This is a genomic window from Pantoea sp. BJ2, assembly GCF_040255075.1.
Taxonomy (GTDB): domain Bacteria; phylum Pseudomonadota; class Gammaproteobacteria; order Enterobacterales; family Enterobacteriaceae; genus Pantoea; species Pantoea leporis.
In genome coordinates, this window is record NZ_CP158292.1 from 65,683 (window position 1) to 81,694 (window position 16,012).

Annotated in this window: 14 protein-coding genes; 3 read left to right on the top strand and 11 right to left on the bottom strand. The window is 58.8% G+C overall.

The window, feature by feature from the left end; translation table 11 throughout:
* Complete coding sequence (gene xylF, locus AAF463_RS00300) at positions 1 to 993, bottom strand: D-xylose ABC transporter substrate-binding protein (protein ID WP_101763858.1); 993 nt, start codon at positions 991 to 993, stop codon at positions 1 to 3.
* A gap of 345 nt (positions 994 to 1,338) precedes the next feature.
* On the opposite strand from xylF, the gene xylA reads away from it, so the two are divergent.
* The 3 genes from xylA to AAF463_RS00315 all read left to right on the top strand — a co-directional run bounded on the left by xylA (position 1,339) and on the right by AAF463_RS00315 (position 5,269).
* Entirely contained in the window at positions 1,339 to 2,661 is a 1,323-nt protein-coding gene (gene xylA / locus AAF463_RS00305) for a xylose isomerase (protein WP_350261345.1), read from the top strand.
* Positions 2,662 to 2,678: 17 nt separating this feature from the next.
* Positions 2,679 to 4,121: a xylulokinase gene (gene xylB, locus AAF463_RS00310; protein ID WP_350261346.1), complete on the top strand. Its 1,443-nt coding sequence runs from the start codon at positions 2,679 to 2,681 to the stop codon at positions 4,119 to 4,121.
* A gap of 215 nt (positions 4,122 to 4,336) precedes the next feature.
* Positions 4,337 to 5,269: a helix-turn-helix domain-containing protein gene (locus tag AAF463_RS00315; RefSeq protein ID WP_210081049.1), complete on the top strand. Its 933-nt coding sequence runs from the start codon at positions 4,337 to 4,339 to the stop codon at positions 5,267 to 5,269.
* Here AAF463_RS00315 and AAF463_RS00320 read toward each other — a convergent pair.
* The 10 genes from AAF463_RS00320 to AAF463_RS00365 all read right to left on the bottom strand — a co-directional run bounded on the left by AAF463_RS00320 (position 5,254) and on the right by AAF463_RS00365 (position 15,744).
* Positions 5,254 to 6,249 (bottom strand): acyltransferase, encoded by a 996-nt coding sequence (locus AAF463_RS00320; protein WP_350261347.1) that lies wholly within the window; start codon positions 6,247 to 6,249, stop codon positions 5,254 to 5,256. The two genes, AAF463_RS00315 and AAF463_RS00320, sit on opposite strands and share 16 nt — an antisense overlap.
* A gap of 199 nt (positions 6,250 to 6,448) precedes the next feature.
* Complete coding sequence (locus AAF463_RS00325) at positions 6,449 to 7,564, bottom strand: mandelate racemase/muconate lactonizing enzyme family protein (RefSeq protein WP_101763852.1); 1,116 nt, start codon at positions 7,562 to 7,564, stop codon at positions 6,449 to 6,451.
* 32 nt (positions 7,565 to 7,596) lie between these two features.
* Complete coding sequence (locus AAF463_RS00330) at positions 7,597 to 8,358, bottom strand: GntR family transcriptional regulator (RefSeq protein ID WP_350261348.1); 762 nt, start codon at positions 8,356 to 8,358, stop codon at positions 7,597 to 7,599.
* Between the two features lie 14 nt (positions 8,359 to 8,372).
* Positions 8,373 to 9,749, bottom strand: a complete 1,377-nt coding sequence (locus tag AAF463_RS00335; RefSeq protein WP_350261349.1) for an amidohydrolase family protein — start codon at positions 9,747 to 9,749, stop codon at positions 8,373 to 8,375.
* A complete protein-coding gene (locus AAF463_RS00340) occupies positions 9,746 to 10,672 on the bottom strand; it encodes an ABC transporter substrate-binding protein (RefSeq protein WP_350261350.1) in 927 nt (308 codons plus the stop codon). Before AAF463_RS00340 ends, AAF463_RS00335 begins: the two co-directional genes overlap by 4 nt.
* Complete coding sequence (locus tag AAF463_RS00345; protein WP_350261351.1) at positions 10,672 to 11,715, bottom strand: alpha-hydroxy acid oxidase; 1,044 nt, start codon at positions 11,713 to 11,715, stop codon at positions 10,672 to 10,674. The genes AAF463_RS00340 and AAF463_RS00345 overlap by 1 nt, the downstream gene beginning before the upstream one ends.
* The gene (locus AAF463_RS00350) at positions 11,699 to 13,228 is read right to left on the bottom strand and encodes an amino acid ABC transporter permease/ATP-binding protein (protein WP_350261352.1); all 1,530 of its coding nucleotides are present in this window, start codon (positions 13,226 to 13,228) and stop codon (positions 11,699 to 11,701) included. The genes AAF463_RS00345 and AAF463_RS00350 overlap by 17 nt, the downstream gene beginning before the upstream one ends.
* A gap of 55 nt (positions 13,229 to 13,283) precedes the next feature.
* Positions 13,284 to 14,180, bottom strand: coding sequence for a transporter substrate-binding domain-containing protein (locus AAF463_RS00355; protein WP_101763846.1), 897 nt, complete (start codon positions 14,178 to 14,180; stop codon positions 13,284 to 13,286).
* Positions 14,181 to 14,380: 200 nt separating this feature from the next.
* Positions 14,381 to 15,352: a D-2-hydroxyacid dehydrogenase gene (locus AAF463_RS00360; RefSeq protein WP_350261353.1), complete on the bottom strand. Its 972-nt coding sequence runs from the start codon at positions 15,350 to 15,352 to the stop codon at positions 14,381 to 14,383.
* On the bottom strand, positions 15,352 to 15,744 hold the full coding sequence (locus tag AAF463_RS00365) for a RidA family protein (RefSeq protein ID WP_101763844.1): 393 nt from the start codon (positions 15,742 to 15,744) through the stop codon (positions 15,352 to 15,354). The genes AAF463_RS00360 and AAF463_RS00365 overlap by 1 nt, the downstream gene beginning before the upstream one ends.
* Positions 15,745 to 16,012 lie beyond the last annotated feature (268 nt).

A 16,012-nucleotide genomic window follows, 5' to 3' on the forward strand; every position in this document is an offset into this window, starting at 1 on the left:
TCAGAGTTCGCTCTGCTTGTGGAAGCCGTCTTTGACTACCGTGCTTTCAATGTTGTCTTTGTTCACCGGAATAGGATTCAGCAGGCGCGATGGCACATCTTTCAGGCCATTATTCAGCTTGCTGTTGCTGGCGGGTTGTTTGTCGTCACCGAGTTCCACCGCGATTTTGGCTGCTTCAGTCGCCAGTTCGGTGATGGGTTTGTAAACCGTCATGGTTTGCGTGCCGTTCATAATGCGTTTGATGGCGGCGAGATCGGCATCCTGGCCGGAGATCGCGACTTTGCCGGAAAGTCCCTGCGCGCTTAATGCCTGTATCGCACCGCCTGCGGTGGCATCATTCGACGCCACAACAGCATCAATGTGGTTGCTGTTTGCGGTTAAGGCGTTCTCCATTATTTTCAGCGCATTTTCCGGCAGCCACGCATCAACCCACTGATCGCCGACCACTTTAATGCTGCCATTATCAATATAAGGTTTTAACACTTTCATCTGACCGGCACGGAACAGGCGCGCGTTATTATCCACCGGCGAGCCACCCATCAGGAAGTAATTACCTTTTGGTACTTGCTTCACAATACTTTCTGCCTGTAATTCGCCCACTTTTTCATTATCGAATGAGATGTAAAAATCAATATCGGCGTTATTTATCATGCGGTCATACGCCAGCACTTTAATGCCTTCACGTTTCGCTTCCGCCACCACGTTACTTAAAACCTGGCCGTTATAAGGAATGATGACCAATACATCGACGCCGCGATTAATCATATTTTCAATTTGCGACATCTGCGTTTCTTCGTTGCCGTTGGCCGATTGCACAAACACTTTGGCGCCCAGGGATTCGGCTTGTTTAACAAAGATATCGCGATCTTTTTGCCAGCGTTCCAGACGTAAATCATCAATAGCCATACCGATTTTGACTTCTTTAGCGCTACCCGCGTGACTAAACAGGGCCAGAGCCGCGCAGGCGGCCAACAGTGATTTTTTCATGTTCATGGTATTAATCCTGTAGGTTGAGGCTGTTGTCGTTGTAAGGCTGATAACCAGGCCGATGAATTGTTGCCCTGAGTTTCAGATGACATCAATTACTGATTTTTATCCGGCTATTACGTTTTTTGGTTTATTTGCGATTTTATGAGCGCGATCGATATTTCAACGCTTTCAGAAAAAACGACGTAAGAGAGGCTGAATGAAAATAACGACATTATTTTGCGAGCTGGCGCACAAATAATAATTATCTTACGTTGAGTGTTAAATATCGTAATTGAGCAGCAGTAAATTACATCATCACAATAACCGCTCAAAGCTGACCATTCGGGTCCTCATGCTAAGGAGCTAACTATGCACGCCTATTTCGACCAGCTTGATCGCGTTCGTTATGAAGGGAGTAATACCCGCAATCCTCTGGCGTTTCGTCATTACAACCCGGACGAGGTGATTCTCGGTAAAACCATGGCGGAGCATCTGCGCTTTGCAGCCTGTTACTGGCATACCTTCTGCTGGAACGGCGCGGATATGTTTGGCGTTGGCGCGTTTGATCGTCCGTGGCAGAAGCCGGGTGATGCGCTTGAGCTGGCGAAGCAAAAGGCCGATGTCGCCTTTGAGTTCTTCCATAAACTGAATGTGCCTTATTACTGCTTCCACGATGTGGATGTCTCACCGGAAGGCAATTCGCTGAAAAGCTATCGTGAAAACTTCGCGGTGATGACCGATAAATTACTGGAGAAACAGCAGGAAACCGGCGTGAAACTGCTGTGGGGAACCGCCAACTGCTTTACCCATCCGCGTTACGGTGCGGGTGCGGCGACCAATCCGGATCCGGAAATTTTTGCCTGGGCCGCCAGCCAGGTGTGCAGCGCCATGCAGGCCACGCAAACTCTGGGCGGCGAGAACTATGTGCTGTGGGGCGGGCGTGAAGGGTATGAAACCCTGCTGAATACCGACCTGCGTCAGGAGCGCGAGCAGATTGGCCGCTTTATGCAGATGGTGGTGGAGCACAAACATAAGATCGGTTTCCACGGCATGTTGCTGATTGAACCCAAGCCACAGGAGCCGACGAAACATCAGTATGACTATGATGTCGCGACAGTTTATGGCTTCCTGAAGCAGTTCGGGCTGGAGAAAGAGATCAAAGTGAATGTGGAAGCCAACCATGCGACGCTGGCGGGTCACTCTTTCCATCATGAGATCGCAACGGCCATCGCGCTGGGCATTTTCGGCTCGGTGGATGCTAACCGTGGCGATATGCAGTGTGGCTGGGATACCGACCAGTTCCCGGTCAGCGTCGAAGAGAATGCGCTGGTGCTGTACGAAATTATCAAAGCGGGCGGATTTACCACCGGCGGCTTAAACTTTGATGCCAAAGTCCGCCGCCAGAGCACCGATAAATATGACCTGTTCTACGGCCATATCGGCGCGATGGATACCATGGCGCTGGCGTTGAAAGTCGCGGCCCGTATGGTGGCGGATGGCGAGCTGGATAAGCGTGTGGCGCAGCGCTATAGCGGCTGGAACGGCGAGTTCGGACAGCAGATCCTGAAGGGAGAATTTTCCCTTGCCGCTCTGGCGGAGCAGGCGCAGCAACAGCAATTTAATCCACAGCATCGTAGTGGACGCCAGGAACAGCTGGAGAATCTGGTGAATCACTACTTGTTTGATTTTTAACTTTTCAGGAGCGCAGCATGGTTATCGGCATCGATTTAGGCACCTCCGGCGTGAAAGTGGCATTGCTGGATGCGCACGGCAAAGTGATTGCAGTGGAGAGTGCGCCGCTGGAGGTGTCGCGGCCGCAGCCGTTATGGAGCGAGCAAGATGCCGAAAGCTGGTGGCAGGCGACCGATCGTGCCATGCAGGCGCTGGCCCAGCAGCACGATCTCAGCGGCGTGAAGGCGATTGGCCTGAGCGGGCAGATGCACGGTGCCACCTTGCTGGATAGCGAGAGTCGGGTGCTGCGTCCGGCGATTTTATGGAATGACGGGCGTAGCGGCGAGCAGTGTCAGGAACTGGAGAAGCGCGTGCCGGATTCGCGTCGCATCACCGGCAACCTGATGATGCCTGGCTTTACCGCGCCTAAGCTGCTGTGGGTAAAACAGCATGAGCCGCAAGTTTTTGCTCAGGTAGCTAAAGTGCTGCTGCCAAAGGATTATCTGCGCTTGCGCATGAGCGGTGAGTTCGCCAGCGACATGTCGGATGCGGCGGGAACGATGTGGCTGGATGTGGCGCAGCGCGACTGGAGCGATGAGATGCTCAACGCCTGCGATTTGCAGCGCAGCCAGATGCCGCAACTGTTTGAAGGCAATCAGATCACCGGCACCTTGTTGCCAGATGTCGCCGCGCGCTGGGGCATGCCAAGCGTGCCGCTGGTGGCGGGCGGTGGCGATAACGCGGCGGGCGCGGTGGGTGTCGGCATGGTTGAGCCGGGACAAGGCATGCTGTCGCTCGGTACGTCGGGCGTCTATTTCCTGGTGAGCGACGGCTATCTCAGCAATCCACAGCGTGCGGTGCACAGCTTTTGCCACGCGCTGCCGCAGCGCTGGCATCTGATGTCGGTGATTCTGAGCGCGGCTTCCTGCCTTGATTGGGCGGCGGCGCTGACCGGCTGCGCCGATGTGCCGCAACTGCTAAGTGAGGCGGAAAAAGCGCGCAGCGATGTGCCGCCAGTGTGGTTCCTGCCCTATCTTTCTGGCGAGCGCACGCCGCATAACAATCCGCAGGCGCAGGGCGCGTTCTTTGGTTTAACGCATCAGCATGGCCGACCAGAACTGGCGCGCGCGGTGCTGGAAGGCGTGGGCTTCGCGCTGGCCGAAGGCATGGATGCGGTGCATGAGTGTGGCGTGCAGCCGAAAACCGTGATGCTGATTGGCGGCGGCGCGCGAAGTGCGTACTGGCGTCAGATGCTGGCGGATATCAGCGGGCAAACGCTGGATTATTGTCATGGCGGCGAAGTCGGTCCGGCGCTGGGCGCAGCGCGGCTGGCGCAGCTGGCGGTTGATCCGGCGAGCGAATGGCCGTCGCTGGAACTGGCGCAGCGGCATCAACCGGATGCGGCGCGGCATCAGGCGTATCAGCCACAGCGCGAGGTGTTTGCGCGCTTGTATCAGCAGTTGCAGCCGTTGATGTCCTGATGTGGGAGAGTGATGGCTGGATTTGGCAGGGTGTTGGAGTTTTTATCGGGTATGATTGGGGTTTTGTGTTAAATGTAGTGGCCTGATTTGCCCTCACCCCAACCCTCTCCCGTAAACGGGAGAGGGAGTTATTAGCTCGATCGGTTCCCTCTCCCGCTTGCGGGAGAGGGCTAGGGTGAGGGGGAAAAACACACCAAACCCAACCGGAGCTCACCATGCCGCAGTCCGTCTTCTTTCTCGTGCTTCCCGGCGTGATGGCGCTGGATCTCACTGGCCCCGCTGAAACCCTGCAGCTGGCCGACGGCCACTTCGCGCTGCACTACATCGGCCCGCAGCAGAGCGTGCTGTGCTCCACCGGCATGACCCTCGCCGACATCGCGCCCTTGCCCGCGCAACTGCCGGCAAACAGCCTGCTGGTGGTGCCTGGCGTACACGATTCGCGCGTCTGTTTCGACACCGCACCGGCCGCGATAGCGCGTGACTGGCTGCGCCAGCAGCAGACAGCGATTACCGATCAGCGCATCACGCTGGTGTGCATCTGTTCCGGCGCACTGCTCTCAGCGCAGGCGGGATTGCTGGATGGCATCCAATGCACCACGCATCATGATGTGTTACCGCGCCTGAAAGCGGCAGCGCCGGCGGCGTTAGTAAAAGATAACCGTGTTTTCGTCGAAGATGGCGGCATCTGGACCAGCGCGGGCATTACTGCGGGCATCGATCTGGCGCTGCATCTCATCAATCGGCTGTGCGGCGCGCCGCAGGCATTGAAAGTGGCGCGCGAAATGGTGGTGTGGTTCCGCCGTTCCGGCGACGATCCGCAACTGTCGCCGTGGCTGCGCTATCGCAATCACATGCATCCGGCGATTCATCGCGCGCAGGATGTGATGATTGCCCATCCCGAACATGATTGGTCGCTTACCGCGCTGGCCGAACGGGCGCACGTCAGCGAGCGTCATCTGACGCGCCTGTTCCGCCAGCATCTGGGCATCAGCGTGCGCGAATACCACGAACAGCTGCGCTTAGTGATTGCGCGGCAACGCCAGCAGCAGGGTGAAGCGGCGGAGAAAGCGGCGCTGGCCGCCGGATTCTCCTCGGCCCGCCAGCTGCGCCGCGCGCACCAGCGCTGGGACGATCAGCTCACCAGATGACGCTTATCCACGCGTTGTAATCCCATCGCCAGCAGCAGGCTACCGATCAGCGTCACGCCCATCACCCACGGCAAATCGAGCCACGGGCGCGACATGTCGTCGTAGTGATGGGTACGCAGAAAGTGGATAAACAGCGCGTGAAAACCATAGATCGGCAGGGAATAGCGTGAGATGGTGGCGAGCCCCGGCAGCGCGCGCTGATTCAGGGTGTTTTTGAACAGAATCAACAGGCTGATGGCGGCAATAAACACCAGCGGCCCACAATAGAGATACCAGGTATCGTTGAACGCGCCGTTGATTTTCAGCATCTGTTTGGTGCCGAGTGCAATGCCAATCACGCAGGCCACAAAGCCCAATCCCGCCAGCCAGCTGATGCTGCGCTTGTCGGTCTCCATACAGCCAATCGCGCGCCCGAGTAGCGCATACAGCAGGTAATAGATGCTGTCGCCGCTGACATACAGATTCACCGGCAGCCAGTGGAACGGCCCCAGCGATTGGCTCACGGTATTCGGATTCGCCAGCACCGCCAGCACGATCACCAGTATCGCGACATAGCGCGGTGCCACGCTTTTCACCTGAATCAGCGGGGATAACAGGTAAATGCCGATAATGGCGAAGAAGAACCACAGGTGATAGAACACCGGTCTTTGCAGCAGTTTGAGCAGCGATCGACCTTCGCTGATCGGCGTCAGCCAGGTGATATAGGCCAGCGCCACCGCGCTGTAGAACAGCAGGCACAGCACGATGCGCAGCAGATGCCGCCCTTGTGCGCTGCGTTCGCCGAAAAACAGATAGCCTGAAATCATAAAGAACAGCGGCACACAGACGCGTGACGCTGAGTTAAGCAGGTTCGCCACATCCCAGCTCAGGCCTGTTACCGCCATCGGTCCGGTGATGTACCAGGTTGTGGTGTGAATGACGATCACCATCAGGCAGGCAACCGCACGTAAGTTGTCGATCCAGTAAATTTTTTGCTGCATGGCACCCTCTTGCATTGGCTGCGAAGAAGGGTAGCCAGTGAGCAGCGCGCCAACAACCTTTAGCGTTGTAATTCAGATCACTCTGTTATTCGACACTCGACACCAGAATCAATTCGCGCGCACTGCGTAGCGGCGCGATTTATCGCGCAATAAATTGCGCCGCTACAATGTGTGCTTCGTTGTTAGGCGGTGACAGCCATTAATCACGCACCAAAAACGTCTCGATCACCGCTTCGTCGGGTTCAACGCCGAGGCCTGGCTCGCTCGGCAGCCACGCGTAACCGTCGGCGATGCGCACCGGATTCTTCGCCAGCGAGCGGCTGATTTCGCCCGGCTCGACGCAATACTCCATCACCAGCGCATTCTCAATCGCGCACAGGAAATGCAGCGAGGCAGCGGTATTAATGTCGGTGGTGAAATTGTGGTTGCACACTTTGCGTCCACGGCTGTGCGCGTAGCTGGCGATCTCCATTGCCTGCGTAAAGCCGGTGCGCGTCAGGTCGATCTGCACGATATCGATGCCGCCTTCATCTATCAGGCGCTGGAAACCCGTTACCGAACACTCTTGCTCACCGGCGGCGATATGCTGCTGGCAGGCGGCGGAAACCTGGCCGTAACCGGCGTAGTTATCGGGATGCAGCGGCTCTTCAATCCAGAACAGATTGAGGTGTTCATAGCGCTGGCTGCGGCGGATGGTGGTTTTGGCATCCCACACGTGGCCGACGTCCAGCATCAGATCCACATCGTCGCCCATCGCTTTACGCAGGGCGTCGAGATAGCGCAGATCCAGCGCTTCGTCAGTGCCAAACGGCTCCCAGCCAAACTTCACGCCGCTATGGCCGGTATCCATCGCATGCTGCGCGCGCGCGACCGTCTCTTCCACGCTGAACTGGAACATGTTGGAGGAGTAAACGCGCATTTTATCGCGCATGGCGCCGCCCAGCAGTTCAACAATCGGCTTGCCGAGTGCTTTACCTTTGATGTCCCACAAGGCGATGTCGATGCCGGCCATCGCCTGCAGTACCGCGCCGCTGCGGCCGTAATAGAGGGTGGCTTTGTGCATCTTCTTCCATAAACGGCCGGTTTCCAGCGGGTTTTCGCCGATTAACAGCGACTTCAGGCCGGTGACCATGGTGTGCGAATAGGGCGCTTCAATGATGGCTTTGGTGACATACGGGCTGCCATCCACTTCGCCCCAGCCGGTGATGCCGGCATCGGTGGTGATTTTGATCAGTAGCGCATCCTGAGAGCTGTCGGTGCGCTGCTCAATCACTGGCAGGCGCAGGTAAAACGCCTCAACGTTAATGATTTTCATGGTGTTTTCCCTGGTGTAAAGGCAAGGCGAAATTAGCCGAGAGCGGAACGGTGCTGTCGGCGCTGTGTTATCAGGGTTTCGTAATCCACGTCCAGCGCCTGAATGCGGATGTGGTTCTCAACCTCGTCGGTCATTTTGGCGATGTCGCCATCGGCAAAGACATTAATCAGCCGCTGATGCTCCTCAATGATGTCGCTCATTGATTTGCCCATGGTGGAGAGACCGAAAATCACCGTCAGCTGACGGGCAATCGACTCCCACAAATTGCTCAGCACCGGGTTGTGCGCGAAGCTGCACAGCGTGCGGTGGAAATCGGTATCGGCGGAGGCAAAACCGTAAACGTTATCGCTTTGCATCATCGCCTGCATCTGCGCCACGCCCTGATAGAGCTGATTAAGCTGCTCAGCGCTGTTGCGTCCGGCCTCAATCGCGCGGCGACAGGCCAGCGTCTCCAGCGGGATGCGCACATCGATAATCTGCTCCAGCCGCTGATGCGAAATCTCCATCAGGCGGATACCTTTATACGGCTCGCTAGTGACAATGCCCTGGCTCTCCAGAATGCGCAGCGCTTCGCGGATCGGCACGCGGCTCATACCGAGTTTCGCCACCAGCTCGGGTTCTGCGATGCGGTCGCCGGGCAGGATCAGGCCGCGCGAGGCGGCGCTGAGAATGGCATCCACGGCGTGATCGACCAGCGTGCGCGGACGCGCGTTATTCCAGCTGTTATCGGTGGCCGCGTCCTGCGCCAGCGGGGCGCTGTTTTTACGACGAGCGGTAGAGGGTTTTCCTGCCATGTTGTTTATCCTGTTTAGACCTGTCGGGTCACGAATTGACCGAAGCCGGGTTCAACCTGCATCTGGTCATCCTGGAATACCGTGACGCCACGAATCAATGTGCGCACCACTCTACCCTGACAGCGCATCCCTTCAAATGCGCTCCACTTGCCGAGTCCCTGAAAATTGGCGCCGCGCACCGTCCAGCTTTGGCTGGCGTCGTAGAACACCAAATCGGCGTCGAAGCCGGGCGCAATCGCCCCTTTTTTGCCCCACAGCTGGAAGGCTTTGGCCGGGCCGCTGGCGGTCATGCGCGCAAACTCCCTGAGCGCCACGCCACGTTCAATATGGGCCGCGCTGAAGAACATCGGGCTGAGGGTTTCCACGCCGGTCAGGCCCATCCCCGCCTCCCAGATGCTGGCTTCACCCGCCTGTTTTTGTGCGGGCGTGTACGGACAATGGTCAGAGGCGATCATGTCGATATCGCCGCGCAGCAGCACCTGCCACAGCGCATCCACCACCGGACGTGGGCGGATTGGCGGGCCGCAGCGCGCGTTGGGGCCGATGCGCACCAGATCGTCTTCGTCGAGCAGTAAATAGTGCGGACAGGTTTCGAAGCTGGCGCGTACGCGGGTTTTGGCAGCGACAATGGTTTCCGCCGCGCGCGCCGAGCTGACGTGCACGATATGGCAGCGCGCGCCGGTCTCTTCGGCAATCGCTAACACGCGTCCTACCGCTTCGATCTCGGCGATTTCCGGCCCCGCCAGCGCATGAGCGCGCGCATCTTTGCGTCCGGCGCGGCGCTGTTCGCTGCCAGCACCGATCAAAATCTCGTGATTCTCAGCGTGCACGCCAATCAGCCCGTCGAACGTGGCCAGCTCGCGCATGGCGCGCAGCAGGCCGTCATCGTCGAGACGCGGCAAACCTTTCTCGTCGGTGGCGTCGCCGTTGGGTGCGCCGCTGCACAGGAAGGCTTTGAAGGCCAGCGCACCCGCCTGATTCAGCGCCGCCAGTTCATGCACGTTGTTTCCGTCTAACCCAGCCCACAGGGCGTAATCCACCGAGCAGTTGTCAGCCAGCCAGCTTTTTTTGGCGTTGAAGTTAACCAGCGATGTCGCCGGTGGCAGAGAATGCGGCATCTCGACGATGGTGGTAACGCCGTGCGCCGCCGCACCGCGCGTGCCTTCACGCAGCTCCTGTTCGGGAAAATCGTGCGAGCCGGTGAAATGGGTATGCACGTCAATGGCGCCGGGCACGATGATCAAGCCGTGTGCATCGATCACCTCGTCAACGCCGTCGGTAAGCGCGCCAGGCGTCAGCAGTCCGCTGATTTTGCCGTTTTCCAGTAACAGATCGGCAGGCGCCGCGCCGCTTTCACCGACCACCAAACCATTAATAATTAGCTGTTTCATTGCTCTGCTCCTGCCTGCGTCACCAGCGCCGCATACGGCACCGGCTGTGAAGAGTCGAGCCAGCCGATAGCAGTTAACAGCTGGCTGAAATGCGTAAACTCAGCGCGCGGAATCACGCCATCTGGCGCAAACACGCCAGCCTGTTGATAGGCCGCGAGGCCGCGCACCAGCGCCTCGCGCGGATAATCGGGGTAAAACGCCTGCACCTGTTGCGCCAGCGCAGTGGCGTCATGGTTGGCGATCCACGTCAGCGCCTGGGCAATGGCGCGGGAGAAGGCGGCGAAAGCGGTGGCTTTCTCCTGCAATACATCGGTGCGGGCGATGTAGGCGCTCCAGGGTACGTGGCCGCACACGCTGGCGAGGCTGCTGATGCTGTGGAGTTGTCCGGCGGCGATGGCGGGCGCCAGCATATGCATGGCGTGCAGCGCATAATCCGCTGCCCCTTGGGCCACGGCGGTGAAATCCCGCGCCTGATCGCCGCTGCCGGCGATCAGCTCAACGTCATCCTGCAAACCGTGACGCGCCAGCAGCCAGCGGAACGTCAGCGTGGCGGTGCCGACATTGCCGACATCCAGCACACGTTTGCCGCGCAGATCGCTGAGCTGAAAATCGGGCTGCGCCTGCGCCGCCGCAAGAAACCACGGATTGGCCGCCACCGAGGCGCAGAAACACTGCAACTCTGCGCCGTGCTGCTGAAAATGCTTCATCACCACCATCGGGCCGCCCAGCGTGAGATCGGCGTCGCGATTCAGCACTGCTGGAACCTGGCCGCCTTGTACCGTATGCCCGCCTGATTCGCTGGTGGTGAAGATCACCTGCAGCTGCTCTGCGGCGAACAGGCCGAGGCTGTGCGCCAGATAGTGCGCGCAGTAAAAGATGCGGGATTCGCTGGTATCGCCTTGGTTGAAAATCAGTGTCTGCATCAGTGGCGCTCCTCGGTGATAAAGCTGCCGTTCAGCGCCGCCATATCGCTGACGCCGCACCAATGACTAATGGCCGTAACTTCATTGATCCAGCCGGAAAGCAGATCGAACACCGCGCTCTCGCCACCGGCGACTAAAGCACTGATGATCGGGCGCACGCTGAGCGACAGCGACGCGCCAAGACAGCGCGCCACCACCGCATCGCTGCCGCAGCGTACGCCGCCATCCAGCAGCAGCGGCAGCCGCGTCACCGCTTGCAAATCGGGCAGCTGATCGACCGGCGTAGCCCAGCGCGCGCTCTGGCGCAGGCCGATGTTTGAGGCAATCACTCCGCTGACGCCGTGCTGCGCGGCCTGCGCCGCATCGTCATGATGCAGAATGCCTTTTAGCCACAGCGGAAGCTGGCGATCGGCGCAGTGCGCCGCCACCTCATCAATCTCCTGCCAGCGCCACACCGGGAAAGCGGGCAGCGGCGCAACACCCGGCTGCGTGCCGCCGATGGTGTGCCAGCCGCGCTGTTTCAGGGCGTCGCCGATAGAGAAGCCGCCGGGCTGTAACCCGGCCACCGGATGCACCGGCGCCAGCACCGTGAGCACGATATTTTTAAATCCGGCCTGCGCGGCCTGGTCGATCAAAGCGTTGATGCGGCCGACATCGCCCGCCGCACGCAGTTGCAGCCAGCAGCGGTCGTATTCGGCACCAATCTGCTCCAGCGGCGTGACGCTCTCTTCGGAGATCACCAGCGGCAGTTGCAGACGTTTGCAGGCGCGCGCAATCGGCAGCACCCCTTCTTCATGGAAAATACGGTCACCGGCAAACGCGCCGACGCCAATCGGCGCGGACCAGTTTTGCTGGTGCAGGGAAATCTGCGTGTCGATGCTTTCATTGCCCTGCAGCACGCGCGGTAACAGACGAAAGCGGCGTAGCGCCTGCTGATTGGCATCGGGTTCATTACCCAGCGCATCGGCCGGTTGGCCCTGCATATAGTGGAACAGCGCATCGCCGAGGCGCTCGCGTGCCGTGAGTTCAAAGCGCGTTGGCATGTGGCGCCTCCGCAGCATTTTCATGTTCAAGGAAGGTGGCAAACGCTGGCGTTTGCGGATTTTGCAGAATCGTCGGCGGGCCTTCTTCAATCAGCGCGCCATCCTGCAGGAACACCACCCGATCGGCCACGCCCGCCGCAAACGCGATGTCGTGGGTGCTGATGATCATGGTGATGCCGGTCTGTGCCAGGCTGCGCATGGTTTGGTTCACTTCGCGCACCAGTTCGGGATCGAGCGCGGAAGTCGGCTCATCAAACAGCAGGATTTGCGGTTCTGCCGCCAGCGCGCGCGCAATGCCGACGCGCTGTTTCTGTCCGCCAGAGAGTTCGTGCGGCAGCGAGGCGGCGAAATCACCGAGTCCTACCATTTTCAACGCGCGCATCGCTTTGCCGCGCGCGATTTCCGGCTGTGCGCCCTGCACGCGCAGCAGAATGCTCATCACGTTTTCCAGCGCGGTGAGGTGATCAAACAACGCGAAGTGCTGGAACACGATGCCAATGCCCGACTTGGCGCGGTTCACCGGCAGATGTCGCTGCGCCAGCGCGCGACCGTTTTCGTCGCTGCCCATGAAGTGGCCTTCGGTCTGAATGGTGCCGCTGCTGCGTGGCGTCAGCGCCAGAATCGATTTCAGCAGCGTACTTTTGCCCGAACCGGAGCGACCAAGCAGCACCACCACTTCGCCGCGACGGACGGTTAACGACAGCGATTTCAGTACCGCTTTACCGGCGTAGTCGACGCACAGCTGATTCACTTCCAGCACCGGCGCAGCGGTTTGCGTATCCCAGCGCCGTTTTGGTAGCTGCATCGGCATCACGTCTGCTTCCGGCGGCAGTTTCGCCAGGCGCGCGCGCGCCCGTCGCGCACGTTCATCAAGGTTGTAGAACTTCTCCAGCCACCACTGACCGCCCGCCAGCAGCGTGGAAAGAATCAGATAGATGCCGCCCGACGCGACCAGCACCGGAATAAACAGGAAGTTTTGCGACACAATCGCCTGGCCGCGCATCGTCAGCTCATTGACGCCCACCACCGAAGCCAGCGAGGTGGATTTCAGCAGCCCGACAGTTTCATTGCCCATGGTGGGCAGAATGGCGCGCAGCGCCTGCGGGATCACCACGTGAATCATCTCTTTGCTGCGCGAATAACCGAACGCCTGCGCCGCCATGCTTTGATCGCGATCGGTCGCCATAATGCCGCCGCGAATGATTTCGGCGCAGAAGGCGGTTTCGTTGATCATCAGGGCGATAAGCGCGCTGGTGAATGGGCTCAAACGCAGACCAAATTCCGGCAGCACGTTGCACAGCAAAATCAGCTGCAGCAGCACCGGCGTGCCGCGCAGCGTATAGATGTAGATTTTCACCGGCACGCGAATAAATCCGTGCTTTGAGCTGCTGGCTAACGCCAGGAAAAAGCCAATCACAATGCCGCCCGCCAGCGCGCCAATCAGCAGCTGCACGGCGATAACAGCGCCTTCCCACAAGTAGGGGAAAGTCAGGTACTTAAGAAAATCATCCAAGGCGTTATCCTCCTCAACGCCTCGGATTAGTCACCGAGGCGGCTGAGTTTATGCATTAACCACGCGCAACCACTGGACGTTCGGCAGCGCTGCCCTGGCCCCAGTAATCCAGCAGTTTTTTCTGTGCGCCGCTCGCCTGAATCACCTTCATCGCGTCCAGCACCGCCGCGCGCAGCGTGGCGTTGTCTTTGGCGATCGGGAAGCCCACCATGATCGGCAGATCCACGGTGAAGCCGCTTTGCAGCGATTTATCCGCTTTGGCGATAGCAACGGCGGAACCGGCTTCGGTCAGATAGACGTCCGCGCGACCGCTTTTCACCGCCTGAATGCTGTTGTCGGTGTTCTGCACCATCAACATGCTGACTTCGGGCTTACCGGCGGCGCTGCATTTGGCGCTTTGTTCCGGCACCAGTTTGTTGGCTTCGTACGAACCCGCAGCGGCGGCGACGGTTTTGCCGCACAGATCATCGACGCTGTTAATTTTCTTCGGATTGCCCTGTGCCAGCACCGAACCGTCCTGCACCTGCATCGAGGCGACGAAGGCGATCTGCTTCATGCGTTCTTCGGTGACGTACAGCATCGGACCGATATCCGCGCGTCCGCTGGCGATCGAGGTGAGCAGCACGTTGAACGAGCCACTTTGGTAACTGTGTTTCGCGCCGAGGCAGCTGCTGATGCGCTCGAACAGGGAAGGATCGAGACCTTCAATGATGCTGGGATCTTTTTCCGATGGCGCTTCAAAGCCTTTGGTGTAGCCGCCGAGGCCGACGACCAGATCTTTGCCTTTCAGCGAGGGATATTTGGTTTGCAGTGCTTTGCACTGCGCCATCGCCGCGAAGTCGCTGGCGGCAGGCGTGATGGGATCGGTGCTGGCTGCGTGGGCGCTGGAGATGCCCGCCAGTAAGCTGCCGCTGAGACCAGATATTAACAAAGCAGTGCGTGCAAATTTCATAATAAGGTTCCCCTGATGCTGGTGAATGAGAAAGCGATGACCTTGTGATTTATGAACGTCTTTGGTGTTTGGGTGCTGCTGGTCCCTCACCCCAGCTCTCTTCCGCAAGCATGAGAGGGGGCCGATAGTGCGGGCTGGAAATCTCTTCATCCCCTCTCCCATTTATGGGAGAGGGTTAGGGTGAGGGGAAAAGCGCACCCTTAATAACCTCGTGCCGGATCAACCTGATTACGCAGCGGTTGTCCGTGGCGGAAGCGCGCCAGGTTATCGATAAACACGTCAAGGCAACCGGCGAGGTAGGCGCTGTGATCGTCGAGGCTGCAGTGCGGTGTCATCACCACGCCGGGTGTGTGCCACAGCGGGTCGTCGGCCGGTAGCGGCTCTTGCGGATAGACATCCAGCACCGCGCCGGCCAGTTCGCCTGCGTTGAGTTTTTCGCGCATCGCGCTGTAATCAAATACATCAGCGCGGCCAACAATCACGATGCCAGCGCGTGCGGGCAGCAGATTGAGACGGCGGCGATCGAACAGATTGCGGGTTTGTGGCGTCAGCGGCAGCGTCGATACCACCACATCCACCTGCGGCAATACCTCGTCTAGCGCATCAATACGGATGCAGCGCGCCACGTTGGCATCGCACTGGCCGCTGCGCGTCACGCCAATCACGCGATAGCCTTGCGCCGTCAGCAGAGTTGCCGCCGCGGCGCCAATGCCGCCCACGCCCAGCAGCAGCACGATTTTGCCGCGTGCGCAGCCGCCAAAAGTCGGACGCCACACACGCTGCGCCTGATCCTGCAGAAAACCGGGAATGCCGAAGTTGAACATCAGCGCCGCCATCAAAATGAACTCGGCACCTTTATCGCCGTGTACGCCAGAAGCATTGGTGAGCGTCACGCCTTGCGGCCAGTGCGCCAGCCACTGCTCAACGCCAGCGGACATCACCTGCACCCAACCCAGACGCGGCGTGCTGAACTGATCGAGCGCCAGCTTACGTCCGCTCCACAGAATGTCGCAGCGGGCGAGAAAGTCGGCGGTCTGCGCCGGATCGCGGTTTTCGCTCAGCGTGAAGTGGCTGCGCAACGGCGGATGCGCGTCGAGTTGCAGTTGCAGCTGCTCGACAGAGAGATGGAGTGCGCGCGGTGCGCTGGCGTCGTTCTCGATGTGAATATGCATCAGCGCATCGCCGTCACTTCCATCTCGACCAGCAGGTCAGGATGGTTGAGTTGAATGCCCACGGTGGCGCGCGCCGGGAAGGGGAACCGGAAGAATTCACTGTAAGCGGCATTCATCGCGCTGAACGTGCTGAGATCGGTCAGGTAAACAGTGACGCGGACCACGTTGTCGAAGGTCATATTCGCTTCGCTCAGCAGATCGCCGACGTTTTTCAACACCTGACGCGTCTGGCTGGCGATGTCGTTGCCCATAATCTCGCCGCTGTAGGGATCAATCGCCACCTGGCCGGAAATGAACAACATCGGTTCATGCAGCACGGCGGCGGAGAGCGGCGCAGGCCCCATTGGGCGGTCGCTGGCGTTCATGCCGGGATAACTCAACGCAATCTTCATGGTGAAATCTCAAGCAAAACTGTTTCACCGCAATTTCGTATACGATTATACGAGTGTCAACGCGCTATTTTTAACCATTGGGTCAAAAAGGTGATATTCATCACGTAATAGGATTTGCTGATATATCGACCAAGCTTATGATATGTAAGATTTTAATGAAAATTTTATGTTGAGTGCTCGCGATGAGTGTGAATCGTATACGATTTTCTTATTGTTCTGTTTTTGCCCGCTAAACCTTGCCGTAATCGCTTGCGCACTGGCCTGGATT

Coding starts and splice junctions, on each gene's coding strand:
- xylF (WP_101763858.1), bottom strand. CDS start 993: ATGAACATGAAAAAATCACTGTTGGCCGCCTGCGCGGCTCTGGCCCTG.
- xylA (WP_350261345.1), top strand. CDS start 1,339: ATGCACGCCTATTTCGACCAGCTTGATCGCGTTCGTTATGAAGGGAGT.
- xylB (WP_350261346.1), top strand. CDS start 2,679: ATGGTTATCGGCATCGATTTAGGCACCTCCGGCGTGAAAGTGGCATTG.
- AAF463_RS00315 (WP_210081049.1), top strand. CDS start 4,337: ATGCCGCAGTCCGTCTTCTTTCTCGTGCTTCCCGGCGTGATGGCGCTG.
- AAF463_RS00320 (WP_350261347.1), bottom strand. CDS start 6,249: ATGCAGCAAAAAATTTACTGGATCGACAACTTACGTGCGGTTGCCTGC.
- AAF463_RS00325 (WP_101763852.1), bottom strand. CDS start 7,564: ATGAAAATCATTAACGTTGAGGCGTTTTACCTGCGCCTGCCAGTGATT.
- AAF463_RS00330 (WP_350261348.1), bottom strand. CDS start 8,358: ATGGCAGGAAAACCCTCTACCGCTCGTCGTAAAAACAGCGCCCCGCTG.
- AAF463_RS00335 (WP_350261349.1), bottom strand. CDS start 9,749: ATGAAACAGCTAATTATTAATGGTTTGGTGGTCGGTGAAAGCGGCGCG.
- AAF463_RS00340 (WP_350261350.1), bottom strand. CDS start 10,672: ATGCAGACACTGATTTTCAACCAAGGCGATACCAGCGAATCCCGCATC.
- AAF463_RS00345 (WP_350261351.1), bottom strand. CDS start 11,715: ATGCCAACGCGCTTTGAACTCACGGCACGCGAGCGCCTCGGCGATGCG.
- AAF463_RS00355 (WP_101763846.1), bottom strand. CDS start 14,180: ATGAAATTTGCACGCACTGCTTTGTTAATATCTGGTCTCAGCGGCAGC.
- AAF463_RS00360 (WP_350261353.1), bottom strand. CDS start 15,352: ATGCATATTCACATCGAGAACGACGCCAGCGCACCGCGCGCACTCCAT.
- AAF463_RS00365 (WP_101763844.1), bottom strand. CDS start 15,744: ATGAAGATTGCGTTGAGTTATCCCGGCATGAACGCCAGCGACCGCCCA.